Raw genomic sequence first — 21,381 nt, forward strand, 5'->3', positions numbered from 1 at the left:
CTACAGCTCGGCAGCGGCGGAGCTCCGCAGGTGCGCCAGGTTGAACGTCTCGGCCATCTTGCGGTAGCCCAGGTCGCTCGGGTGCAGATGGTCGCCCGAGTCGTACGCGCCGCGCAGCTTGCGGGGGTCGTACGGATCGCGCAGCGCCCGGTCGAAGTCGACGAACTCGTCGAAGACCTTGCCGTCGCGGATCTCTTCGTTCACCGCTTGGCGCACGTTCTCCAGGCTCGGCTCGTACCCCCGGTGGCCGCCGAACGGCATCAGGGTCGCCCCGACGACCCGCAGCCCGCGCGTGTGCGCCTGGCGCGTCAGCTCGCGCAGGCCCTCCACGATGCGGTCGGGGTTGTTCTGGTGCGGGTTGCGCAGGATGTCGTTCACGCCGAGCGCGACGACGACGGCCTTGACGCCTGTCCGGTCGAGCACGTCGCGGTCGAAGCGCGAGAGTCCGCTCGGGTTGTCCGCGGGAGTGCCGTTGCCGTCCGACAGGACGCGGTTGCCGCTGATCCCCTCGTTCACGACGCCGTAGCGCGGGGCGCCCGACTCGTCGCGCAGGCGGTCGGCGAGGATGTCGGTCCAGCGGGCGTTGGCGCCCACCGTGGAGGAGATGCCGTCGGTGAGCGAGTCGCCGAAGACGACGACGGTGCCGTCCGCCTCGTTGCTCAGGACGTCCACGGCCGTGAGGTAGCGCCAGGAGGTGCTCTGCTGGGTGTACGCGGCGCCGTTCGGGTCCTCCGTGCGGTCGCCCTCGGCGACGTAGCTGACCTGGCGGGCGTGCGGGTGGAAGGTGACGGGGCCCGACGGGGTCGGCGAGTACGTGGAGACCAGGAGGTCACCGTCGTGCGGCACGCGCAGCCGGACCGCGTCGCTCATGACCTGCTGGCCCGCGGGGATCACCACGGAGGTGTTGCCGTTGAAGGCGAGGCGGCGCAGGGTGCCCGGTGCGGCCGCCGGGTTGTTCGAGCCCACGGCGACGGCGATGGAGGCGTGGGTGATGCTCAGCGGCTGCTGCCCGTACAGGTTCGACAGGGTGATGCGGACGCTGTCGCCGCCGACGCTGGTGTGCACGACATTGCGGATGGAGCGGCCCGCGAAGCCGTTGCGGTGCGTGTTTGGTTCGGCTGCCGCGGGGGATGCGGCCCAGGAGCCGACCCAGGTGCCTGCCGAGGCGGGCGCCGCGGAGTTGCGCGGGCCGCGGGGCCCGGCGCTGATGGTGTCCTGAGATCCGTCGTCGGTGGATACACCGAGGTATATGGCGGCGGAAATCACCACTATTACCGCGAGGACCGCGGCAAGCAGGGCATAACCGTGACGCTTGGTCATGCTGGCTGTGTCTCCTCGAGCAGGGGGAGCCTGATCGAGGCTCCGATGTGATCACCCCATGATGCGTCATGGGCCGCGAGGCGGCCGACACTGCCCCCCTCCGTCCATTGAGACGCCGGGAACTTGTGGTTCGTTCCAGGAGTCGGTCAGGAAGGGACGCAGAGCGGCGGGGACAATACGTACGAGGACGCCGCGAACCACGCGAACGGGTCAGGTGGAGTGAGTGGAACGTACGAATCGTTCAATTCCGGAGGATGCGTCCGAAGGGGTTGCTGCCGGGCAGCATTCCCGTGAGCGCCGCCCTTCAAGCGGCGCCCTGAAGGGCTCCGGAACGAGCGGGGGGTCCGGTGTGGGCGGGGGTGGCGCCGCTCCCGGTGGGGGCGGCTTCACGTACAGCCCCGCCGACGAGGAGAAGCGGCGCGGCGTCCGCCGGATGAAGATCACCGCGACGGGCCTCCTCGTCTTCGTCGCGCTCGTCTACGTCCTCGCCAAGTGGGCCCAGAACTCCGGTGCCGGCGCCTGGGCGGGCTATGTCGCCGCGGCGGCCGAGGCCGGCATGGTCGGTGCGCTCGCCGACTGGTTCGCCGTCACGGCGCTCTTCCGCCACCCGCTGGGCCTGCCCATCCCGCACACGGCGATCATTCCGAACAAGAAGGACCAACTGGGGGCCTCCCTCGGTGACTTCGTGGGCGAGAACTTCCTCTCGTCCGACGTCGTACGGGGCAGGCTGCGCGCGGTGGGCATCGGCAGCCGCCTCGGCACCTGGCTCGCGGACCCCGACCACGCCGATCGGGTGACCGCCGAACTGGCCACGGCCCTGCGCGGCGCCCTGACGGTCCTGCGCGACTCCGACGTCCAGGCGGTCGTCGGCGAGGCCATCACACGCCGCGCCGACGCCCAGGAGATCGCCCCCGGCATCGGCAAGATGCTGGAGAAGATCGTCGCGGACGGCGGCCACAAGCGGGTCGTCGACCTGATCTGCGTACGCGCCCACGACTGGCTGGTCGAGCACGACGCATCGGTCATGGACGCCGTGCAGGGCGGCGCCCCCGGCTGGACCCCGCGCTTCGTCGACAAGAAGGTCGGCGAGCGGGTCTACAAGGAACTGCTGCGCTTCCTCACCGAGATGCGGGACATGCCCGAGCACCCCGCGCGCGGAGCCGTCGACCGCTTCCTCGCGGACTTCGCCGCCGACCTGCAGTCCGACTCGGACACCCGCGAGCGCGTGGAGCGCCTCAAGCGTGAGGTGCTCGGCCGCGGCGAGGTGCAGGACCTGATCGCCTCCGCCTGGTCGGCGGTGCGCCAGATGATCGTGGCCGCCGCCGAGGACGAGCGCAGCGAGCTGCGCCTGCGGGTGCGGGCCGCGCTGCTCTCGCTGGGCGCGCGGATGGCGACGGACGGGCGGCTGCAGCAGAAGGTCGACGGCTGGGTCGAGGGCGCCGCGGTGTACGTGGTGACGACGTACCGCGACGAGATCACCTCCCTCATCACCGACACGGTGGCGGGCTGGGACGCCGAGCACACGTCGAAGAAGATCGAGGCCCACATCGGCCGCGACCTGCAGTTCATCCGGATCAACGGCACGGTGGTGGGGGCGCTGGCGGGGCTCGCGATCTATTCGGCGTCGCGGCTGCTGGGGGCGTAGGGGCGACGGGCCGAGGCGGGGGGCCTTCCGGCGGCTCAGCGCGCGTGAGGGAGCCTTTGCCGGGCACTCTGGAGGAGCTCTTTCGACGCAGAGAGGGCCGTCGCCCGAGCTGCGGGGGCCGCGGGCATCCGTGGGAGCCGCGGGAGCAGCAGCCCGGCGACGTGGGAGCAGCGGAAGGAGCCGCCCGCCATGACCGCGTCGTCCACGCCCGCAGCGCCAACCCCGCCGGACCGGCAGGGCCCGCACCCCGAAGGCACCGTCACCACGGCCGTGCCCGCCCGCCTGGACCGGCTGCCCTGGTCCCGCTGGCACTGGATGATCGTGATCGGCCTCGGCACGGTCTGGATCCTCGACGGCCTGGAAGTCACCACCGTCGGCAACATCGCGAGCCGTCTCTCCGAGGAGGGCAGCGGCCTCGCCATCAGCTCCGCCCAGGTGACCGGCACCGCGGCGGCCCTGTACGTGGCGGGAGCCTGCGCGGGGGCCCTCTTCTTCGGGCGCCTCACCGACAAGTACGGCCGGAAAAAGCTCTTCATGGTCACCCTCGCGGTGTACCTCGGCGCCACCGCCCTCACCGCGCTCTCCTTCGACGCCTGGTGGTTCTTCCTCTTCCGGTTCCTCACCGGCTTCGGCATCGGCGGTGAGTACGCGGCCATCAACTCGGCCATCGACGAACTCATCCCGTCCAAGTACCGCGGACGCGTGGACCTGATCATCAACGGCAGCTACTGGCTGGGCGCGATCGGCGGTTCGCTGCTCTCGGTCGTCATGCTGAACACCAGCATCTTTCCCAAGGACCTCGGCTGGCGGCTCACCTTCGCCCTCGGGGTCGTCCTCGGCCTGGTGATCCTGCTCGTGCGCCGCCATGTGCCGGAGAGCCCGCGCTGGCAGTTGATCCACGGCCGCGGCGAGAAGGCGGAGGCCCTCGTCACGTCGGTGGAGCGGGAGATCGAGGAGGAGAAGGGCGAGCGCCTGCCGCCGCCCGAGCGCGAGATCACCATCCACCAGCGCAAGAGCATCGGCTTCGGCCTCATCGCCAAGACCGTCTTTCGCGACTATCCCAGGCGCGCGGTCCTGGGCCTCTCCCTCTTCATCGGCCAGGCGTTCCTCTACAACGCGATCACCTTCGGCTTCGGCGCGATCCTCACCAAGTTCTTCGACGTCCCGTCGGGCAGCACGGGGTACTACTTCGCCGTCATCGCCGCGGGCAACTTCCTGGGCCCGCTCTTCCTCGGCAAGCTCTTCGACACGGTGGGCCGCCGGATCATGATCTCGTCGACGTACATCGTCTCGGGCGTCCTGCTCTTCGGCACCGCCTGGCTCTTCGACCGTGGTTCGCTCAGCGCGGCGACGCTCACGGCGTGCTGGTGCGTGGTGCTGTTCTTCGCGTCGGCGGGTGCGAGCAGCGCCTACCTCACGGTGTCCGAGATCTTCCCCATGGAGACCAGGGCCATGGCGATCGCGTTCTTCTACGCCATCGGTACGGCGGCCGGCGGCATCAGCGGCCCGCTGATCTTCGCCAAGCTGACCGAGTCGGGCGTCGTCGGCGACACGGTCCTCGCCTTCCAGATCGGCGCGGGCCTGATGTGCGCGGCGGGGCTTGTCGCGGCGGTGCTCGCGGTGAAGGCGGAGCGGCGGTCCCTGGAGGACATCGCGAGCCCGCTGTCGGAGGTGAAGGCGGAGGGGTAGGCGATGGCGGAGGCGCAGTTGGAGCCGGATGGGAGGATCCGGGCATGAGCGGAGAGGGAGTTGAGGACGAGCCGGAGGGCCCGCACCGGGTGGCGGTCCTCATCAGGGACGGCGTACTGCCCATGGAACTCGGCCTGGTCCACCAGCTGTTCGGCAACGCACGCTCGCCGCGGGGCGCACGCCTCTACGAACTGAAGACCTGCGCCCTGACACCCGGCAGGATCCGCACGGACGCCGACTTCCCCGTCCACGCCGAGCACGGCCCCGAAGCGGTGGCCGCCGCGGACACGGTGATCATCCCGGCGTCGCACGAGCAGGACGAGTCGCTGAGGCCGGGCGGACTCCCACCCGCCCTGGCGAAGACGCTCGAGTCCGCCACCGGCGCCCGTACCGCCTCCATCTGCACCGGTGCCTTCGTCCTCGCGGCAGCGGGCCTCCTGGACGGCCGCAGGGCGACGACGCACTGGCTTTCGGCGGACCTCTTCGCCCGCACGTTCCCGACGGTGAAGGTGGACCCGGAGGTGCTGTACGTGGACGAGGGCCCGGTCCTCAGCTCCGCGGGCGAGGCGGCGGGCATCGACCTCTGCCTGCACATGATCCGGGGCGACCACGGCGCGGCGGTGGCGGCGGACGTGGCCCGCCGCACCGTCGTACCCCCGCACCGCGAGGGCGGCCAGGCCCAGTACATCCGCCGCCCGGTGGCGGAGCCGCGGCTGACGTCGACGGGCCGGGCGAGGGAGTGGGCCCAGACGCGCCTCGCCGAACATCTGACGCTGGCGGAGCTGGCCGAGCAGGAGTCCATGAGCGTGCGCACCTTCAGCCGCCGCTTCCGCGAGGAGACGGGCCTGACGCCGATGCAGTGGCTGACCCAGCGCCGCGTGGACCGGGCGCGCGAGCTCCTGGAGGAGACGGACCACACGGTCGACCGCATCGCGGCGGAGGCGGGCTTCGGCACGGGCGCGTCGCTGAGGCAGCACTTCCAGGCGGGGTTGGGGGTGTCGCCGGGGGCGTACAGGATGACGTTCAGGGGGCGTGCCGGATGACCCTCCGAGGACGTGCCGGGTGACGCTCCGGGGGGTGGTCCTCAGTCGCACGGGGCCCGGTCTGAGTACGCGTACTCTGTCGCACCCGTGGGGAGGTCGGCAGGCTCGTACCCATGACGGCAAAGTCGATGAAGTTGATGCACATGAGTCCGCGTGACACAGGTCGGCGCGTGGGCCCGCGCCACGACCTGGGCCCCATGAACCCGCGGAACCTGTTGACGTCCCTGCCCGGCAGCCCGCCCCTGCGGCGCTGGACGACGCGCGCGCTGGGCGCGGCCCTCGCGGCAGCGGCGTACCTCGTCTGTCTGCCCTGGGACCTGCGCAACCGCCCCGAGACACCCGGCGCGATCAACGAGACGTCACCGGTGACGGCGCTCGGCGTCACTGCCCTGACCGTGTCGATGCTGTCCCTGGCGGGCTACTTCGGCTTCCGGGACCGCCTCGGGTGGGCGCTGCTGCTTGTGGCGGCCCCGCCGGCGGTGCTGATGTTCGTCTCCTTCGACAGCCACCCGGCGCCGGACGCGGCGCCGTGGCCGCTGGCGTGGGGGTTCTTCGTGCTGGTCATGGGGGCCGGGGTGCTCGCGGTGGCGGGGTTCGCGCGCTTGTTCAGGGGCAGCGAGAACTGAGTACGGCCGGGCGGCCTGGGTGGGGTCGAATGGCCGCCTCCGCGGTGTCAGCCGACCGTCTGCCGCTTGCGATCGGCGAGCATCCACGAGGCGAGCCCCACACCCCCCGCGACCCCGAAGACCGCGGGCCAGGCCCCGACCTTCTTGGCGAGCGGATGGGACCCGGCGAAGGCGGCGACGTACGTGGCACTGAGCGCGGCGGCGGTCCTGCCGCCCGCTGCGGCACGCCACTGCTGAGCGGCGGCGGCACCCGCGGCGGCGAGGACGAGGCCACCGAGGGGCCGCTTCTTGGTCCAGCGAGCGACGGCGTACCCGCCGACGAGCCCACTGGCGGCCACTGCTGCTGCCGGTACCTTCGCCATACCTGCCTCGCTTCCACGGCTTCCAGCCGAATACGAATACGAATACGAATACGACCATCGACATGTCCGTACGTCCCTCGACATGTCCGTGGCCGAGGCTAACGCGCCGCCAGGAAGCCTTGCGGCGAGGGGGTCTGCCCCGCGTAGGTTGGTGAGGGTGCGCGCTGCGTCCGAGCGGCGCGATCGAAGGCGCACCGACGAGGGACCGATAGTAAAGATGACCGCGCGACCCACTCCTGACCATCGCACCCATAGCACAGACCGCACCGACCGCATCCGAACCGCCCTGGTCATCGGGGGCGGCATAGCGGGCCCGGTCGCGGCGATGGCCCTGCACAAGGCGGGCATCGAGGCGACGGTGTACGAGGCGTACGACTCCACGCCGAGGAGCGGGGGTTCTGGACTCGGGGGTTCTGGACGCGGGGGTTCGGGACGCGGCGAGGGAATGACGATCGCCCCGAACGGCCAGCAGGCGCTGGAGGCGATCGACGCGGCGCGGACGGTGAGCGCCATCGGCACCCCGGTGACGGCGCTGAGCCTGCGCAGCTGGACGGGAAGAGACCTGGCCCAACTCGCCCCGCCCGCCGACCTCCCCACCACGCGCTTCGTCTGGCGCGCGGAGCTGCACGAGGCGATCGCGAAGGAAGCGGCGCGTCGCGGAGTCGTCTCGCACAGGGGCAAACGCCTGCTGGACGCGACCGACACAGGCACGGGAGTGACGGCGCGCTTCTCGGACGGTTCACTGGCGAGGGCGGACGTCCTGATCGGCGCGGACGGCTTGCATTCGACCGTGCGGAAGCTGATCGATCCGTCCACGCCGAAGCCGCACTACGCGGGAGTGCTCACGTTCACGGCTCACGTACAGAAGACGGAACTCCCTTCGACGCAGGGGGTGATGTACATGTGCTTCGGCAAGAGGGCGTACTTCGGCTACCAGATCTTCGACGACGGGACGGCGGCCTGGTCCGCGAACCTGCCGCACCGCGAGCCGATGACGACGGCGGAGGCGCGGGCGGTGGGCGAGGGGCAGTGGCTGCAACGCCTGGGCGAGGCGTTCGCGGACGACCGGACGGCGGCACCGGACCTCTTGGCGGACACGGGCCCGGCGGACCTGCTGATCACGGGCCCCACGGAAACGATGCCTCCCGTCCCCGCCTGGAGCAGGGGCCGAATGATCCTGATCGGCGACGCGGCCCACGCAACGCCGGCGACATCGGGCCAGGGAGCGTCGCTGGCCACGGAGAGCGCGGTGGAACTGGCCCGCTGCCTGCGGGACTTGCCCCCGGGCAAGGCCTTCAAGGCGTACGAGTCCCTGCGCCGCCCCAGGGTGGACCGCATCCTGAAACACACGACGGCCACGACGACGGCCACCTCGGCAGCGGCCCGCACGGCCACGCCCAAGCCGGCGGGGCCGCTGAGCCGGGTACTGCGGGACGCGGTGCTGCCGGTGGCGACGAAGGTGGGCGGGGGCGGGGGCGCCGTGTGGGGAGCGTGGCAGTTCGAGCACCGGATCGACTGGGACGAGCGGGTCGAGTAGACGGGTCACTCGGCAGTCACGGGCTCCCAAGGGCGGGCGGCGGCTGTCCGGGTGAATTGCGGCGGGGCAGGTCTGTGGAGTCGGGGTATCGGGGAGAACTGGACACACCCCATGATCACGACCGCGCCACGCCATGCGCACCCGTGACCACGTACCTGAAAGGGAACCCATGCGTATTCGTACCGCCTTCGCTGTCACCGCCCTCACCGCCGCTGCAGTATTGGGCGCCAGCGGCACCGCCCTCGCCGACAACGACGACGACCTGCGGGGCGGCTTCGCCTACGAGAACCTCGGTGGCCACGACGGAATCACCGGTGCCGCCGGTCACTTCGAGAGCGACGACAACGGCCACGACAACGGCTACGACAACGGCCATGACGACGACCTGCGGGGCGGCTTCACCTACGAGAACCTCGGTGGCCACGACGGGATCACCAAGGCCACCGGTTACTGCGAGGGCAACGACGACAACGGCCACGACGACAACGGCCACGACGACAACGGCGACGACTAGTTCGCCAGCACCAACTACTGACGGCACCCCTCCACGGCCAGGCGTCTCGGGCGCGGGGCCGTTCGGGGGTGGCTGGGGCTGAATCCGCCCGCTGCCCCCGAAGGGTGCACAGGTGCGAACTGAACACAGAGCACCATCCCGAAGGGGGCCCGCCAGCAGCGGGCCCCCTTCGTCAATGCAGGCCCTGCGTCCGCAACGCCTCGATGAAACGGGACCACGTGGACGGGCTTACGGCCAGGTGGGGGAGTTCGGGGTTCTTGGAGTCACGTACCCGAGTAGAGCCGGAAGTGAACGCTGCCTCGACGCACTCGGTGCCGCTTCCCCCGCTGTAGGAGGACTTGAACCAGTCGAGCCGCTGCTCGTGACCCATCAGAGTTCCCTCAGTGTTCGACGGATGGTCTCTGTGGATGCTGCCAGATCCAGGGCTTGGGCGCGGAGATAATCGAACGCTACGGTGTAGCGATCAAGCTCCGGCTGCTTCTCCATGAAGAGTCCGCCGCCCAGGATGTCCACGTACACCACGTCCAACTCCGGCGCCGGGCCGCGCAGTACGACGAAGCTACCTACGGCTGCCGCGTGGGCACCTGCCGCGAACGGCAGTATCTGCAAGGTCACATGGGGAGACCCCGCCATATCCAGCAATTGTCGAAGCTGCTCCCGCATCACGTCCTTGCCGCCGACACAACGACGAACAACGGCCTCGTCGACGATGGCCCAAATATGAGGTGGCTCATCACGGGTTAGGAGTTCTTGCCGTTTCATGCGGATGTCCACCATGTGCTGCACCTCCCGCTCCTCGCAGCGCATTTCGGAGGCACGGTGTACGGCTTCGGCGTATGCGCGGGTCTGGAGTAGACCGGGGACGTACATGCAGGCGTAGTGATCCTCTCGGATCACCTCGTCCTCCAGGGTGAGCATCAGGTTCATGGACTCGGGAACAGGGTCGGCCAGGGACCGCCACCACCCTTGGATCTTGGCACCTTTGGCGAGCTCGACCAGAGCTTTGCGCTCATCATCGGTTGTGCCGTACTCACGGCATAGGGCGTCGACCGCAGGCCACTTGACGGTTCCTTCCTTGGTCTCGTAGCGGCTGAGTGTCGCCTTGGAGATGCCGACCCGCGCGCCTGCCTCTTCGAGAGTCAGCCCCTTGCGCTCGCGGAGACGGCGAAGGTCCGCGCCGAGTTGGCGACGGCGCGTAGTTGGTCCAACTGGCATGATTCGGCCCTCCGTATTGATCGGAACGAGCGTGCCCGCGTGGCGGGACCTGGGCAAGGTCGCGTGCGCCGGGGGCGTGCGGCCCAGCCCCGTGCTCCTCGAAGCTGCCTCGAAATCCGTTCTGAGAGTTCCATTTTGGAACTTCCACTGCAACTCTGAGTGATGGAGCGGATGCATAAGGCGACGCTCGAAGGTCAGAAGGGAGCTGCAGGCCCATGGACGGACTGGTCAGTGAAGCGCCGCGCACCGCATGGGAGTTGAAGTGTGTTGCGGAGCCTGAGGGGGTGGCGGCTCTGCGTCGCATCATTCGACTGCACCTCGTCCAGTGGGGGCTGCCTCACGTGGTCGATAATGCGCAACTGTGTGTGAGCGAGCTCGTCACGAATGTGATCGACCACGTGGGAGTCGGCACGCCGACGGTTCTTGGCCTCTCGATGCGCGGAAGCCATGTGCGCATCGAGCTCCGAGATCCGGATCCGCGGGCCTTGCCCGCTCTTGTCGCCGCGGAGCGGGATGCGGAAGGCGGACGAGGAATGGCCATCGTCAATGAGGTGGCCGAGCGGTGGGGGGTCCTGCCCGAGGCAGACTCGAAGGTTACGTGGTGTGAGCTGGCTGCGGGCGGTGAGGCGAACACGGCTGTGCGAGACCAACGGTGACGTTCAGTCAGATCGATCACCTCATGGTGAAGAATCGGTCAACTTTCGACGTGACAGCATCGGAGACGACCGCTCGCGTTCCACGATGGCTGAGTGGAAAGTGAACGAGGGATAGGTCATATAGCCGGTGTCGCACCTGGAGCGATTTTTCATCGCCGTGCAGACGTCTTGCGAGCGAAACTGCACGGTGACCAACAGCGAGGGATCTCCACGCTGCGGGATCCGGACGGCAGCAGGGTTGCTGACGCCATTGTCCTGAATGGTGGTTACGAAGACGACGAGGACCACTGGACTTGGGTGCGCTACACGGGTGCTTCACCTGACAAGGACCGCGACACGCTGACGAAGAAGCTCCTACGGAGTCAGTCGTGGTCATATGCCGACAATGCGGCCCTCAAACTGAGCCACGAGCGCAAGCATCCCGTTCGGATCGTCCGTGGCTACAAGGGGGATGAGCGATACTCCCTGCGCGATCACTACAGATACGACGGCTTGTATGAGATCGCCGTAGTGCGTACGGCCACGTCCAAATCACCTGCGCCTGACGGCACCGACATCCTGATCTGTCAGTTCGACCTGCACCGGCTCCCTGATTCGCAGCAGCAGGTAACTCAGGTGGAGAAGCGGATCGCCGAGCTTTTGGAGCAAGGGGAGCTTGACGGCGACGATGTCGAGAAGATTCCAGAGACCCGCACCACGCAGGTGCAGCGTCTGGTGCGCGATGCGGCAGCGGCGCGGCGCATAAAGGATCTCTATGACGGTCGTTGTCAGGCATGCAACGTTCGTCTGGTGGGCCCGGATGGCAAGCCTTACAGCGAAGGCGCTCACATAAAGCCACTTGGTAATCCGCATGGAGGGCCAGATGTCGAGCGAAACATCCTCTGCCTCTGCCCTAACTGCCATGTTCGTCTTGATCTCGGCAGCATCCTCATAGAGGACGACTGGTCGATCGTCGTGCGCAGCGGAGGGGAAGGAGCGAGCGTGCTCCCGAAACTGACTGTGAAGAGGGAGCATCGGGTGCACCTCGACTATGTCCGCTATCACCGCAAGTGGTGGCGTAACGGGAGCAAGTATTAGCTAGCCCGTCGTTGGGGCCTACCTGGGCTGTCTCCTGGCAGGCCCCGGCATGGTTAAGGAGTTCCACTCCCGTGGCACTCCCCATAGCTCCGCCCCGACCCACACCAACACCCCGCCCCCGCCTCCGGCGGCCACCCCACAGCCCGCCCTCGCGCCGCCAGCGTCGTCGCGTACTGCGGTAGCAGCGACACGTCCGTCGGCTGCGTGCCCTCCGAGGCCGCGAAGGCCTCGTACGACGGGACCGTGCCTGTGACGATGCCCAGGTTGGGGGTGCCGGAGGCTGAGAGTTCCCTCAGGGAGGACTCTATGGTCGACAAGTGGGCCTCGTGGGACGGGTATTCCGATTCCAGGGCCGGGTACGCCGTCAGGAGTTCCGTCAGTTCCGTTGTCGGCCAGTGCAGGACCGCCACCGGGAACGGGCGCGACAGGGCCTCCCTGTACGAGCCCAGCTCCGCCTGGATTCGGGAGATCTCCGCGCGGAGTTCCGCCGGGTTGTCCGAGCCCAGGGACCAGAGTCGTTTGGGGTCGTGCAGTTCGTCCAGGGGGACGGGGGATGACGAGACCTCGTCCGCCAGCGCGTCCCACGCGTCGTGCTCCGCGCCCAGCAGGCGCCGCACCCTGTGGCGGCCGAACAGCAGTGGGCGTTGCTCGTACGACGGAGCGCCACCGGAGCCGCCGGGCGGGAGCAGGAGGTCCAGTGCCTCTGTGAAGGTTTCCTGCGCCTGCGCCAGCTCGTCGTGGGCCTCCAGCGACTCCGCCACGATCACCCAGGGGGCCGGGTCGCGGGGCGCCGCCGCCCGGACTCCGTCGATGATCGCCCTTGCTTCCGCCTCGTGGCCGTACTCCCAGAGGTTCGACGCCTTCAAGGCTCGGATGAGGGTCGGGGCCGACGCCGGGTGAGGGGCGTCCGGCGTGAGCAGGCGGTCGTAGAGCGTGGTCGCGCGGTCGCGTTCGCCCGCCAGCTCCAGGTGGGCCGCGGCCTGGAGCAGCAGGTGCTCGGTGTCCTCGGGATACAAGCCGGCGGTCCGCTCCAGGCGCTCGGCTTCGGCGATGTGGTCGGCAGGCGTGTCGGGGCGCATACGGGACACCGTACTGCCGACAGGGGGCGTTACAGCAGGGTTGTCGTGCCGATAGGCGATATGCGGATATGCGGAGGCACGGATACGCGGAGACGCGGTGGGTGCGGAGACGCCGTGGGTACTGCGTTGGCGCCTTGCCATGGTTACTTCGCCGGGTCGGCTTTATCGTGCGGGCTGCCGGGAGAGGGGTGGTAGCCGTGCGGGAACGGGTTCCTGTTGTCGTGCAGGGGCGAAGTGCTGGGGGCAGGACTGGGCGAAGGACTGGGCGAAGGACGCGGAAGAGTCCCCTCGTGCGTGCGGTGTGGGGTGGCGCCGAAGCCGCCGTCACCTGCGGGCTTGTGTTGTTGCTTCTCGTCGCCCATCAGCTCTGGTGGACCAACCGCCAGGCCCGCGAAGGCGCCGAGCGTCAGGTCCAGGCCCTTGAGCGGGAGTGGGGGAGCCCTTCCGCGACCCGTACTTCCAGCCCCCCGGGCGCCGCTGCCGAGTCCGAGTCCGGCTCTGACCCTGGCTCCGGCCGCGAGTCGCCCGCCGCCTCAGGGGGTGACAAACCCTCCTCGCAGCTCTCCGACCGCCGCCGGCAGACCGCCCACGCCCCCACCCCACGCTGGGACCAGGCCTACGCCGTCCTCCGTATACCCCGCATCGGAATCCGCGTGCCCGTCGCCGAGGGGGTGAGCAAGAACGGCGTACTCAATAAGGGATACGTCGGGCATTATCCGCGTACCGCCCAGCCCGGTCGGGCCGGGAACTTCGCTCTCGCCGGGCATCGCAACACCCACGGCGAGCCCTTCCGCCGCATCGATCGGCTGCGGGGCGGGGACGAGCTCATCGTCGAGACGGAAGAGGCCACGTATACGTACGTCGTCGGCAAGACCCTGGCCCAGACCTCCGCCCACGACAGCCAGGTCATCGCCCCCGTGCCCCGCAGCCAAGTCAGGGCCGGGCGCGGGTACAGCGCTCCCGGCTACTACATCACCCTCACCACCTGCACCCCCGAGTACACCTCCAAGTACCGGCTCGTCGTGTGGGGGAAGCTGCAGTCCATGCGGCCCCGGTAGGGCGACCCCTACGGTCGTCCGGACCCATCCTGTATAACGGCAGTACGCGATACAGCGGCGGCAGGAGCAGCTGGAGCCAGCAGCAGGAGAGGAGGGCCAGGTAGCGATGCAGGACGCGATCCGTAAGGGGAAAGCCGCCCTTCGCCCCACCGGTCTTCTCCTCTTCCTCCTCGTCGAGGTCGTTCTCCTCGACGCGAGCAGCCTCACCGCCGCCGTCGCGCTCGCCGCGACCGCCGCCGCGGGCTCCGCGCTCGCCGTCTGCTCGCTCATCGCCGCGCGTTGCGCTCTCCCCGTGCCCCGCACCCGGGTGCGTACCGCCATCCGCGACCGCGAGAAGCGCACGGCGTTCCTGCCGCAGCGCGATCCCGACGCCTCCGGGCGCAGGCGGCCCCGAGCACCGGGCCGTCTCGTCATGACGGCCGCGTAGGGAGCACGGGAACCCGACTCCTCCCTTCGTGGGCCGTCACGCCGAAAAGAGCATCTGCCCCTTTTCCTCGGCACGACGAGACCCCCGGAGGGCTCCTCCATGTCCGGTTTTCTGTCCGGCTTCGTATCCCTGTTCGCTGACCTGGTCGGCTCCCTCGCCGACCTGCTCGAACCTCTCTTCCACGCCTCCGCGACGGCCGCCGCCATCGTGCTCTTCACCGCGTGCGTACGACTCCTCGTCCACCCCTTGTCGCGAGCCTCGGCCCGCGGCCAGAAGGCGCGCGCCAAGCTCTCGCCGCAGATCGCCGAGCTGCGCAAGAAGCACGCCAAGAACCCCGAGAAGCTGCAGAAGGCGGTGCTTGAGCTGCACGCGGCGGAGAAGGTCTCGCCGCTCTCCGGGTGCCTGCCCAGCCTGTTCCAGCTTCCGGCGTTCTTCCTGCTCTACCACCTGTTCTCCAGCTCCAGCATCGGCGGCGAAGCCAACGCGCTGCTCAAGCACAAGCTCTTCGAGGCACCCCTCGGCGGGCGGTGGGCCGACGCGCTCGGTGACGGCGGGGTCTTCGGGGCGCAGGGGCTCGTCTATCTCGCGCTCTTCGCGATCGTGGCCGGCGTCGCGACCTTCAACTTCCGGCGTACGAAGGCGCAGATGGCCATGGCGGCGCCCGCGATCGGTGGCGGCGACGCCCAGCAGATGCCCGGCATGGGCGCCATGAGCACGATGACCAAGGTCATGCCGTTCATGTCGTTCATGACGCTGTTCACCGTCGCCTTCGTGCCGCTCGCCGCCGCGCTGTACGTCGTCACCAGCACGACCTGGAGCGCGGTCGAGCGGGCCTTCCTCTACCGCGACGTGCCGTACGGCGCCGGGGCGCTGGCTACTGCCGGGTAATGGTCCGGTCCGTGAACAGGGTCTTGCGGGATGGACGGTGACCTTGGAGGATCTTCCAAACCTCCGATGGCCGCAACCCATCGGCCTGGCCACGCGGGCGGTCACAGCAGACCGGCCGCGCTCGACCAAGGGAGATTGACCATGAAGCTGCTGCGAGTGGGTACGGCGGGGGCCGAGCGCCCGGCGCTGCTCGACGCCGAAGGCGCTCTGCGCGACCTGTCCGGGATCGTCACGGACATCGACGGGGCGCTGCTCGCCGACACGGCCGCCCTCGGCCGGGTCCGGGCCGCCGCTGAGTCGGGCGAGCTGCCCGTGCTCGACGCGCAGGGGCTGCGGGTCGGGCCGCCGGTGGGCCGGATCGGCAAGGTCGTGTGCATCGGGCTCAACTACCACGACCACGCGGCCGAGACCGGGGCCACGCCGCCCGCCGAACCCGTCATCTTCTTCAAGGCCGCGGACACGGTGGTCGGGCCCGACGACACCGTCCTCGTGCCGCGCAAGTCGGTCAAGACCGACTGGGAGGTCGAGCTCGCGATCGTCATCGGGCACACCGCGCGCTACCTGGAGTCCGACGAGGAGGCGCTCGCGCACGTCGCCGGGTACGCCGTCTCGCACGACGTCTCGGAGCGCGAGTTCCAGATCGAGCGCGGCGGCACCTGGGACAAGGGCAAGAACTGCGAGACGTTCAACCCGCTGGGCCCGTGGCTGGTGACGACGGACGAGGTCCCCGACCCGCAGGCGCTGTCCCTGAAGCTCTGGGTCAACGGCGAGCTGAAGCAGGACGGGACCACCGCCCAGCAGATCTTCCCGGTGGCCGAAGTGGTCCGCTACGTAAGCCAGTTCATGACCCTGTACCCCGGCGACGTCATCAACACCGGTACGCCGGCGGGTGTGGCCATGGGGCAGCCGGAGCCGAAGCCGTACCTGCGGGCCGGTGACGTGGTGGAGCTGGAGATCGAGGGGCTCGGCAGGCAGCGGCAGGAGTTCAAGGACGCGTGACTCCTTGGGGTGGGGGCGCCTTCGTTCTGTGAGGCACCCCCACCGGAGGGGCTAGTAGAAGCGCTCCAGGGCCTGCTCCAGCGCCTCCACCACCAGCGCGTGGTCCGCCGCCTGGGGGAGGCCCGACACCACCACCGTGCCGATCACGCCCGCGCCCCGCACCGCGATCGGGAACGCGCCGCCGTGTGCCGCGTACACGTCGGGGTCCAGGCGCGAGGACTCCTCGAAGGTCGTCCCCTTGGCGCGGAAACGCGTGCCGACCAGGAACGACGAGCAGCCGTAGCGCTCGACGACCCGGCGCTTGCGGGCGATCCAGGCATCGTTGTCCGGGGTGGAACCGGGCAGCGCCGCGTGGAAGAGCTGCTGGCCGCCGCGGGTGATGTCGATGGCCACCGGCGCCTGGCGCTCCCGGGCCAGCTCGACCAGGAGGCTGCCGAGCGCCCAGGCGTCGTCGTACGTGAAGTGGGGCAGAACCAGGCGGAGTTCCTGGGACTCCAGCTCGTCCACCGTCGGTGCGCTGGGCGTGGTCATACGACCACCGTCACACCGTCGCGGGCCGAGCGGCGCGCCGCCTCGAGGACGTCGAGGGCGGAGGCGGCATCATGCGCGGAGACCGGGTTCGGGCCGGTGCCACGCAGGGCCGACGTCACGGCCGCGTAGTACGCCGGATAGTCGCCCGGCAGCGTCCTGACCGGGTTGCCGCCGCCGGTCAGCGGGGACTCGCCGGAGCCGACACGGCCCCACAAGGACTCGGGCTCCTCGCCCCAACCACCGCCGCCCGTAGGGCGCTTGCCGTCGCGCAGTGCGGCTTCCTGCGGGTCGAGGCCGTACTTCACATAGCCCGCCGCCGAGCCGAGGGCGCGGAAGCGCGGGCCGAGCTGGGCGGTGGTGGCGCTCACGTACAGGTGCGAGCGGACGCCGCTCTCGTGCGTGATCGCGATGAACGTGTCGTCGTCGGCCTCGGCGCCGGGGCGGCGGACGTCGGACTCGGCGTACACCGACTTGGCGGGGCCGAACAGGACGAGCGCTTGGTCGACCACGTGGGACCCGAGGTCGTACAGCAGACCTCCGATCTCTTCGGGGTTCCCGGACTCGCGCCAGCCGCCCTTGGGGCGCGGACGCCACCGCTCGAAGCGGGACTCGAAGCGCCATACGTCGCCGAGCTCGCCGTCGGCGATGAGCTTCTGGAGAGTGCGGAAGTCGTTGTCCCAGCGGCGGTTCTGGAAGACGGAGAGGAGCAGGCCGCGGTCGTCGGCGAGTGCCGCGAGCTCGCGGGCCTCGGCGGCCGTGCCCGCGATCGGCTTGTCCACGACGACCGGGAGGCCCGCCTTGAGGGCGGCGGTCGCGAGCGCGACGTGCGTCTTGTTCGGGGACGCGATCACCACCAGGTCGAGCTCGTCCGCGCGGGCCCAGAGGTCGTCGGCCGAAGCGGCGAAGTTCAGTCCGTCACCGAACTCGGCGCGGGCCTGGGCCTGCCGCTCGGGGTTCGACGTGACGACCGTGTCGAGGACGAGGCCCTCGGTGGCGGCGATCAGCGGGGCGTGGAAGACGGAGCCCGCGAGGCCGTATCCGATGAGGGCTACGCGTAGAGGGGAGCCTGTGGAGCCCGTGGAGCCTGGGGAGCGTGTGCCAGTCATGCATTCCACTTAAGCAACGGTGTTGCCAAAGCGCAAGCGCGTACGACAATGGGAGGTGTGAACAGCACTGACACGAGGACTGAGGGCGGCAATGGCGGCAGGGCGAACGGTGGCGGCGCGCACGGCCGCGGCCCGAACGGCGGCAGGCCGGGCGCCGGAGTGAACCTGCCTGCGCTGCGCGGCCACAATGCCGCCCTTGTGCTCGACCTGCTGCGCACGGCGGGCGATGCGGGCATAAGCCGTCTCGAACTGGCCGAGCGTACGGGGCTCACACCGCAGGCCGTCAGCAAGATCACCGCGCGGTTGCGTACGGAGGGGCTCGCGGCGGAGGCGGGCCGCCGCGCGTCCACCGGGGGCAAGCCGCGCACGCTGCTGCGTCTCGTGCCGGACGCGGGCCACGCGATCGGCCTCCACCTGGACCGCGACGAGCTGACGGTGGTCCTCGCCGACCTGACGGGTCACGTGGTCGCCGAGCGCCGGGCGCCCCTGGATTTCGCCACCGGCGCGGAGGCGGTGGTGGACGCGGCGGTGGAGGTGGTGCGGAAGGTGGTGCGGGAGCCGGCCCGAGGGGCAGAGGCCGGTGTAAGCGCCTCGGCCGTCGCCGCCGGCCTGCTCGGCGTCGGGGTCGCGCTGCCCGGCCCGCTCGACCACTTTGCCGGGGTACTGCACCGCGTGACGGGGTTTCCCGCGTGGGACGGATTCCCGCTGCGGGACGCGTTCGCCGGGCGGCTCGGACTGCCGGTGGTCGTGGACAAGGACACGAACGCCGCGGCGCTGGGCCTCGCGCTGGGCGGGGCGGCGGAGTCCTTCGCGTATCTGCACCTCGGGACGGGCCTGGGCGCGGGACTCGTGCTGGGCGGAGGGATCTACCGAGGGGCGCGGACCGGGGCGGGCGAGTTCGGCCACCAGGTCATCCGCCTTGACGGCCCGCGGTGCGGGTGCGGCGAACGGGGCTGCGTCGAGGCGCTGTGCCTGGCGGCGGTGGCGCGGGGCGATCTGGACGAAGCGGCACGGGTCCTGGGGGTGGCGGCGGGGAATCTGGTCAGCCTGCTCGACATCGACCTCGTACTGCTCGGCGGCCGAGCGGTCCTTGCCGACGAGGAACGCTTCGTACGAGGGGTCGGCGCGGTCGTCACCGAACGCGTGAGGCGGGGCGGCGGGACGCAGGTGCCGGTAGTGGTGGCTCCCGGCGGCGACAGGGGCGTCGCGGAGGGCGCGGCCCAACTGGTGCTCGCCCCTCTCTTCGGCAGGGCGAGCGTGGCGTTTCCGGTGGGGCGGGGTTAGGGGGGCGGGGCCCCTCAAACGCCGGAGGGTCTGGATCTGGGGCCGCATCTGGGGCTGAACCTGCGATTCCCGAGTGGCTGAAGCTGCGGCTCTCCTCCCCGGAAACCCCGATTAACCGAAAGTCGGCTGATAGGGCGGACTTGCGGGGTCCAGTCGGGCGTACGGGGTTGTGGCGTGGCCGAGGAAGGCGGGGAGGCGTGGCAATCTCGCGGGCCATGATCCCCGTCATACGGCCGCCGCTCACGCCTCCGCCCCCGCTCTCGCCCATCCGCGCTCAGCAAAGGCCCCGCATGCGACTCCGCCGCTCTCTCGCCCCCGGCATCACCGCTGTCATCGCCGCCGCCCTCGCCTCCGGGGCGGTTCCGGTGGCTGCCGCCGAAGGGTTCATGCCGAGTGACACGGTGACTGCCGCCGAAGGGCTTATGCCGAGTGACGCGGTGGTTGCCCGTTCCGGACAGCGGGCGGTACCGGCTCAAGCTCCTGCAGCTCCGCCTCCTGCGGCTCAACCTCCCGCAGCTCAACCTCCCGCAGCCCCGCCCCCCGCAGCTCAACTCCCCCCCGCTCAACTTCCCCTCGCTGCCGCCCCCGGACGGCGGCCGCCCGCCGCGGCCCGGCCGCCCACCTGCTCCGACTCCGACGGCGAGGACTTTCCCATCGGGACGCGGATTCGTGGAGGGCCCGCCTCCTACGAGGCCGGGGGTGGCTACCGGCGCTGGTCCGTCGAGCTGGCCAACACCACCCGCGGCACCTGCGGCAACATCCACCCGGTCGTCGTCATCGTCGACAAGGAGCGCGAGTTGCGCCCCCGCCAGGTCCAGTTGGAGTTCCACGACGGCACGCGCTGGCGGCCCGTCGGGTTCGAGCGGACCGACCGGGACGAGAACGTCGGCGTCTTCGACCACGGATTCCCCGGGTTCACGGTCAAGGCGGGACGGACCCTCACCGTCAAGGTGCGGCTCTCCTTCACCTCCGACGCCCGTTCCGAGCACGCCGTCATCTCGGCCGCCGTCGTCCAGCGCCGCGCCGACGACGGTGACTGGGTGGGCGAGTCCGAGGACTATCCGTTCGGCATCGATGACGGCGAGGGTGACGGTGCCGGCGACAGTGACGGCGCCGGTGCCGACAGCGGCGAAACCGGCGCGGGCGACGGCGGCCGTGACGGCGGCCGTGAGCGCTCCGACGCCGGAGGGTCCTCGTACGCGGACGAAGCCCATGAACTCGCCGCCACAGGACCCGGGACCCTGCTCGGCGCCGGTGCCATCGCCGGTTCGCTGTTCGCCGGGGGCTGGGCCCTCGTCGTAGGGACCCGGCGGCTGCGGGCCGTCCGTAGGCGCTGAGCCCCCGCGCCCCGAGCTCCCCCGCCGCACCCTCCGTTCACCTTCCAGTTCACGTACGTCTGCGAACATCCCCGAGTGGACAACCCGAACTCCCCGCAGCCTCCCGCCCACCTGCTCGACCAGGCCCCCGGCGCCCCCATCCGCTCCGGCATCCCCGAGCACGGCCGCATCCCGAAGTACTACGCGGTGAAGGCCAGGATCGCCTCCCTGATAGAGGAGTTGGGGGACGGGCAGCCGCTGCCGACCGAGCGCGACCTCGCCCTGCGGTTCGAGGTCGCGCGGGAGACCGTGCGGCAGGCGTTGCGTGAGTTGTTGCTGGAAGGCCGGTTGCGCAGGCAAGGGCGCGGCACCGTCGTCGCGGGCCCCAAACTGGAGCAGCCGCTGTCCCTCGCGAGCTATACGGAGGGCGTACGGCGGCAGGGGCGTACCCCCGGGCGAAATCTCATCTCCCTCGACCGGTTCCCCGCCCCCGAAGCCCTCGCCGCCGAGATCGGGGTCGAGCAAGGGGAGCCCGTCTGGCACATGGAGCGCGTGCTGCTCGCGGACGACGAGCGCGTGGGGCTCGAAAGTACGTACGTCGCCGTTGCCCGCGTGCCCGCCCTCGACCGGGAGTTCGAGCCCGACTCCTCGTTCTACGCCTACCTCCGCGACCAGCTCGGCATCTCCTTCGGTGACGCCGACGAACGCATCGAGACCGTCCTCGCGACCCCCCGCGAGGCCCTCCTGATCGGCACCCCTCCCGCGCTGCCCATGCTGCTGATCCACCGCGTCTCGCGGGACACCTCCGGGCACCCCTTGGAGCGGGTCCGCACCCTCTACCGCGGCGACCGGTTCTCGTTCACCACGCACCTGGGCAACGGCGGCTGACCCACCGACCGGCCCTTCACCGAGGAGATCGGTAACGAGAAGGTAACGGGTCTAGGCCAAGTTTGGGTGCCCGTTCACCATCCCGTTGCCGCCAGGACCGCGGTGGGTCACTCGTCCCCAG

General features: G+C 70.1%; 22 protein-coding genes. 15 read left to right on the forward strand and 7 right to left on the reverse strand.

Features of this window, described 5'->3' with window-relative positions:
- Positions 1 to 1,320: an SGNH/GDSL hydrolase family protein gene (locus tag AB0I94_RS11965; RefSeq protein ID WP_363309371.1), complete on the reverse strand. Its 1,320-nt coding sequence runs from the start codon at positions 1,318 to 1,320 to the stop codon at positions 1 to 3.
- 433 nt (positions 1,321 to 1,753) lie between these two features.
- Between AB0I94_RS11965 and AB0I94_RS11970 the strand changes: the two genes are divergently transcribed.
- From AB0I94_RS11970 to AB0I94_RS11985, 4 genes are all read left to right on the forward strand, one after another.
- A complete protein-coding gene (locus AB0I94_RS11970) occupies positions 1,754 to 2,965 on the forward strand; it encodes a DUF445 domain-containing protein (protein WP_363309587.1) in 1,212 nt (403 codons plus the stop codon).
- A gap of 189 nt (positions 2,966 to 3,154) precedes the next feature.
- Positions 3,155 to 4,654 carry an MFS transporter gene (locus tag AB0I94_RS11975; RefSeq protein ID WP_363309372.1) on the forward strand — a complete coding sequence of 500 codons (1,500 nt, stop codon included), beginning with the start codon at positions 3,155 to 3,157 and terminating at the stop codon, positions 4,652 to 4,654.
- Positions 4,655 to 4,698: 44 nt separating this feature from the next.
- The gene (locus AB0I94_RS11980) at positions 4,699 to 5,697 is read left to right on the forward strand and encodes a helix-turn-helix domain-containing protein (RefSeq protein ID WP_363309373.1); all 999 of its coding nucleotides are present in this window, start codon (positions 4,699 to 4,701) and stop codon (positions 5,695 to 5,697) included.
- Between the two features lie 113 nt (positions 5,698 to 5,810).
- The gene (locus tag AB0I94_RS11985) at positions 5,811 to 6,323 is read left to right on the forward strand and encodes a hypothetical protein (RefSeq protein ID WP_363309374.1); all 513 of its coding nucleotides are present in this window, start codon (positions 5,811 to 5,813) and stop codon (positions 6,321 to 6,323) included.
- Positions 6,324 to 6,370: 47 nt separating this feature from the next.
- Here the strand turns inward: AB0I94_RS11985 and AB0I94_RS11990 are convergent, their stop codons facing one another.
- Complete coding sequence (locus AB0I94_RS11990) at positions 6,371 to 6,685, reverse strand: hypothetical protein (protein WP_363309375.1); 315 nt, start codon at positions 6,683 to 6,685, stop codon at positions 6,371 to 6,373.
- Between the two features lie 217 nt (positions 6,686 to 6,902).
- Here AB0I94_RS11990 and AB0I94_RS11995 point away from each other — a divergent pair, with 217 nt between their 5' ends.
- Together AB0I94_RS11995 and AB0I94_RS12000 are read left to right on the forward strand one after the other, a co-directional pair.
- Positions 6,903 to 8,222, forward strand: coding sequence for an NAD(P)/FAD-dependent oxidoreductase (locus AB0I94_RS11995; RefSeq protein ID WP_363309376.1), 1,320 nt, complete (start codon positions 6,903 to 6,905; stop codon positions 8,220 to 8,222).
- Between the two features lie 169 nt (positions 8,223 to 8,391).
- Positions 8,392 to 8,736 carry a hypothetical protein gene (locus AB0I94_RS12000; protein ID WP_363309377.1) on the forward strand — a complete coding sequence of 115 codons (345 nt, stop codon included), beginning with the start codon at positions 8,392 to 8,394 and terminating at the stop codon, positions 8,734 to 8,736.
- A gap of 172 nt (positions 8,737 to 8,908) precedes the next feature.
- Here AB0I94_RS12000 and AB0I94_RS12005 read toward each other — a convergent pair whose 3' ends face one another.
- Together AB0I94_RS12005 and AB0I94_RS12010 are read right to left on the reverse strand one after the other, a co-directional pair.
- Positions 8,909 to 9,106, reverse strand: coding sequence for a DUF397 domain-containing protein (locus AB0I94_RS12005; RefSeq protein WP_363309378.1), 198 nt, complete (start codon positions 9,104 to 9,106; stop codon positions 8,909 to 8,911).
- Positions 9,106 to 9,951, reverse strand: coding sequence for a helix-turn-helix transcriptional regulator (locus AB0I94_RS12010; protein WP_363309379.1), 846 nt, complete (start codon positions 9,949 to 9,951; stop codon positions 9,106 to 9,108). Before AB0I94_RS12010 ends, AB0I94_RS12005 begins: the two co-directional genes overlap by 1 nt.
- Before the next feature lie 215 nt (positions 9,952 to 10,166).
- Between AB0I94_RS12010 and AB0I94_RS12015 the strand changes: the two genes are divergently transcribed.
- Together AB0I94_RS12015 and AB0I94_RS12020 are read left to right on the forward strand one after the other, a co-directional pair.
- The gene (locus tag AB0I94_RS12015; protein WP_363309380.1) at positions 10,167 to 10,607 is read left to right on the forward strand and encodes an ATP-binding protein; all 441 of its coding nucleotides are present in this window, start codon (positions 10,167 to 10,169) and stop codon (positions 10,605 to 10,607) included.
- A gap of 93 nt (positions 10,608 to 10,700) precedes the next feature.
- A complete protein-coding gene (locus tag AB0I94_RS12020) occupies positions 10,701 to 11,684 on the forward strand; it encodes a YDG/SRA domain-containing protein (RefSeq protein ID WP_363309381.1) in 984 nt (327 codons plus the stop codon).
- A gap of 53 nt (positions 11,685 to 11,737) precedes the next feature.
- Here the strand turns inward: AB0I94_RS12020 and AB0I94_RS12025 are convergent, their stop codons facing one another.
- Entirely contained in the window at positions 11,738 to 12,763 is a 1,026-nt protein-coding gene (locus tag AB0I94_RS12025) for an SEC-C metal-binding domain-containing protein (RefSeq protein ID WP_363309382.1), read from the reverse strand.
- A 290-nt stretch (positions 12,764 to 13,053) separates the two neighbouring features.
- Between AB0I94_RS12025 and AB0I94_RS12030 the strand changes: the two genes are divergently transcribed.
- From AB0I94_RS12030 to AB0I94_RS12045, 4 genes are all read left to right on the forward strand, one after another.
- Positions 13,054 to 13,821, forward strand: coding sequence for a class E sortase (locus AB0I94_RS12030; RefSeq protein WP_363309383.1), 768 nt, complete (start codon positions 13,054 to 13,056; stop codon positions 13,819 to 13,821).
- Positions 13,822 to 13,927: 106 nt separating this feature from the next.
- On the forward strand, positions 13,928 to 14,248 hold the full coding sequence (locus AB0I94_RS12035; protein WP_363309384.1) for a DUF6412 domain-containing protein: 321 nt from the start codon (positions 13,928 to 13,930) through the stop codon (positions 14,246 to 14,248).
- A gap of 111 nt (positions 14,249 to 14,359) precedes the next feature.
- A complete protein-coding gene (locus AB0I94_RS12040; protein WP_363309588.1) occupies positions 14,360 to 15,136 on the forward strand; it encodes a YidC/Oxa1 family membrane protein insertase in 777 nt (258 codons plus the stop codon).
- A 141-nt stretch (positions 15,137 to 15,277) separates the two neighbouring features.
- A complete protein-coding gene (locus tag AB0I94_RS12045; RefSeq protein WP_363309385.1) occupies positions 15,278 to 16,135 on the forward strand; it encodes a fumarylacetoacetate hydrolase family protein in 858 nt (285 codons plus the stop codon).
- A 51-nt stretch (positions 16,136 to 16,186) separates the two neighbouring features.
- Here the strand turns inward: AB0I94_RS12045 and AB0I94_RS12050 are convergent, their stop codons facing one another.
- Both AB0I94_RS12050 and AB0I94_RS12055 read right to left on the reverse strand, forming a co-directional pair.
- Entirely contained in the window at positions 16,187 to 16,666 is a 480-nt protein-coding gene (locus tag AB0I94_RS12050; RefSeq protein ID WP_363309386.1) for a heme-degrading domain-containing protein, read from the reverse strand.
- Positions 16,663 to 17,772, reverse strand: coding sequence for a Gfo/Idh/MocA family oxidoreductase (locus AB0I94_RS12055; protein ID WP_363309388.1), 1,110 nt, complete (start codon positions 17,770 to 17,772; stop codon positions 16,663 to 16,665). Before AB0I94_RS12055 ends, AB0I94_RS12050 begins: the two co-directional genes overlap by 4 nt.
- Positions 17,773 to 17,931: 159 nt before the next feature.
- Here AB0I94_RS12055 and AB0I94_RS12060 point away from each other — a divergent pair, with 159 nt between their 5' ends.
- The 3 genes from AB0I94_RS12060 to AB0I94_RS12070 all read left to right on the forward strand — a co-directional run bounded on the left by AB0I94_RS12060 (position 17,932) and on the right by AB0I94_RS12070 (position 21,260).
- Positions 17,932 to 19,056, forward strand: a complete 1,125-nt coding sequence (locus AB0I94_RS12060) for an ROK family transcriptional regulator (protein ID WP_363309589.1) — start codon at positions 17,932 to 17,934, stop codon at positions 19,054 to 19,056.
- 290 nt (positions 19,057 to 19,346) lie between these two features.
- Positions 19,347 to 20,393 (forward strand): hypothetical protein, encoded by a 1,047-nt coding sequence (locus tag AB0I94_RS12065; RefSeq protein WP_363309390.1) that lies wholly within the window; start codon positions 19,347 to 19,349, stop codon positions 20,391 to 20,393.
- A 75-nt stretch (positions 20,394 to 20,468) separates the two neighbouring features.
- Positions 20,469 to 21,260 carry a GntR family transcriptional regulator gene (locus AB0I94_RS12070; protein ID WP_363309391.1) on the forward strand — a complete coding sequence of 264 codons (792 nt, stop codon included), beginning with the start codon at positions 20,469 to 20,471 and terminating at the stop codon, positions 21,258 to 21,260.
- Positions 21,261 to 21,381 lie beyond the last annotated feature (121 nt).

Source organism: Streptomyces sp. NPDC050147 (assembly GCF_040660195.1).
GTDB lineage: Bacteria > Actinomycetota > Actinomycetes > Streptomycetales > Streptomycetaceae > Streptomyces.

What these genes read in the sequence shown, in the direction of transcription:
- AB0I94_RS12005 (WP_363309378.1), bottom strand. Translation starts at nt 9,106, where the DNA reads ATGGGTCACGAGCAGCGGCTCGACTGGTTCAAGTCCTCCTACAGCGGG.
- AB0I94_RS11975 (WP_363309372.1), top strand. Translation starts at nt 3,155, where the DNA reads ATGACCGCGTCGTCCACGCCCGCAGCGCCAACCCCGCCGGACCGGCAG.
- AB0I94_RS11970 (WP_363309587.1), top strand. Translation starts at nt 1,754, where the DNA reads ATGAAGATCACCGCGACGGGCCTCCTCGTCTTCGTCGCGCTCGTCTAC.
- AB0I94_RS11965 (WP_363309371.1), bottom strand. Translation starts at nt 1,320, where the DNA reads ATGACCAAGCGTCACGGTTATGCCCTGCTTGCCGCGGTCCTCGCGGTA.
- AB0I94_RS12055 (WP_363309388.1), bottom strand. Translation starts at nt 17,772, where the DNA reads ATGACTGGCACACGCTCCCCAGGCTCCACGGGCTCCACAGGCTCCCCT.
- AB0I94_RS11980 (WP_363309373.1), top strand. Translation starts at nt 4,699, where the DNA reads ATGAGCGGAGAGGGAGTTGAGGACGAGCCGGAGGGCCCGCACCGGGTG.
- AB0I94_RS11990 (WP_363309375.1), bottom strand. Translation starts at nt 6,685, where the DNA reads ATGGCGAAGGTACCGGCAGCAGCAGTGGCCGCCAGTGGGCTCGTCGGC.
- AB0I94_RS12010 (WP_363309379.1), bottom strand. Translation starts at nt 9,951, where the DNA reads ATGCCAGTTGGACCAACTACGCGCCGTCGCCAACTCGGCGCGGACCTT.
- AB0I94_RS11995 (WP_363309376.1), top strand. Translation starts at nt 6,903, where the DNA reads ATGACCGCGCGACCCACTCCTGACCATCGCACCCATAGCACAGACCGC.
- AB0I94_RS12035 (WP_363309384.1), top strand. Translation starts at nt 13,928, where the DNA reads ATGCAGGACGCGATCCGTAAGGGGAAAGCCGCCCTTCGCCCCACCGGT.
- AB0I94_RS11985 (WP_363309374.1), top strand. Translation starts at nt 5,811, where the DNA reads ATGACGGCAAAGTCGATGAAGTTGATGCACATGAGTCCGCGTGACACA.
- AB0I94_RS12050 (WP_363309386.1), bottom strand. Translation starts at nt 16,666, where the DNA reads ATGACCACGCCCAGCGCACCGACGGTGGACGAGCTGGAGTCCCAGGAA.
- AB0I94_RS12065 (WP_363309390.1), top strand. Translation starts at nt 19,347, where the DNA reads ATGCGACTCCGCCGCTCTCTCGCCCCCGGCATCACCGCTGTCATCGCC.
- AB0I94_RS12045 (WP_363309385.1), top strand. Translation starts at nt 15,278, where the DNA reads ATGAAGCTGCTGCGAGTGGGTACGGCGGGGGCCGAGCGCCCGGCGCTG.
- AB0I94_RS12025 (WP_363309382.1), bottom strand. Translation starts at nt 12,763, where the DNA reads ATGCGCCCCGACACGCCTGCCGACCACATCGCCGAAGCCGAGCGCCTG.
- AB0I94_RS12015 (WP_363309380.1), top strand. Translation starts at nt 10,167, where the DNA reads ATGGACGGACTGGTCAGTGAAGCGCCGCGCACCGCATGGGAGTTGAAG.
- AB0I94_RS12000 (WP_363309377.1), top strand. Translation starts at nt 8,392, where the DNA reads ATGCGTATTCGTACCGCCTTCGCTGTCACCGCCCTCACCGCCGCTGCA.